The sequence below is a fragment of the Streptomyces barringtoniae genome, from assembly GCF_020819595.1.
Taxonomy (GTDB): Bacteria; Actinomycetota; Actinomycetes; order Streptomycetales; family Streptomycetaceae; genus Streptomyces; species Streptomyces barringtoniae.
On the sequence record NZ_JAJHNP010000103.1, the window covers coordinates 1 to 522 of the forward strand.

Here is a 522-nt window from a genome sequence, read left to right on the forward strand (position 1 = left end):
GCCGCGGCTGGTCCGGACCCGGATCCCGGCTGAGGTGCCTGCTGTTGAGTGGTCGTCGGCGGGCACGGTGTTGGTGACGGGTGCCGGTGGTCAGTTGGGTGGGGTGTTCGCGCGTCATCTGGTGGCTGAGCGGGGTGTGCGTCATCTGTTGCTGGTCGGCCGCCGGGGTGCTGAGGCGCCCGGAGCCGCCGAATTGACGGCGGAGTTGGAGGCCTTGGGTGCGGAGGTCGTCTGGGCGGCGTGTGATGTGGCTGACCGGGTGGCGTTGGAGGCGGTGCTGGCGTCGGTGCCGGCGGAGCGTCCGCTGGCCGGTGTGGTGCATACGGCGGGTGTGCTGGATGACGGTGTGATCGGTTCGCTGAGTCCGGAGCGGGTGGAGGTGGTGCTGCGTCCGAAGGTGGATGCGGCGTGGAACCTGCACGAGCTGACCCGGGGTGCGGATCTGTCGGCGTTCGTGTTGTTCTCCTCGGCTGCCGGTGTGTTCGGTGCGGCGGGTCAGGGCAGTTACGCGGCGGCGAACAC

1 protein-coding gene is annotated in these 522 nt (G+C 69.9%); it reads left to right on the forward strand.

Annotated features, from left to right (window positions below; all coding sequences use genetic code 11):
• Positions 1-522, forward strand: a 522-nt coding sequence (locus LMU33_RS40905) for an SDR family NAD(P)-dependent oxidoreductase (RefSeq protein ID WP_228627199.1), incomplete at both ends; no start/stop codon positions are given.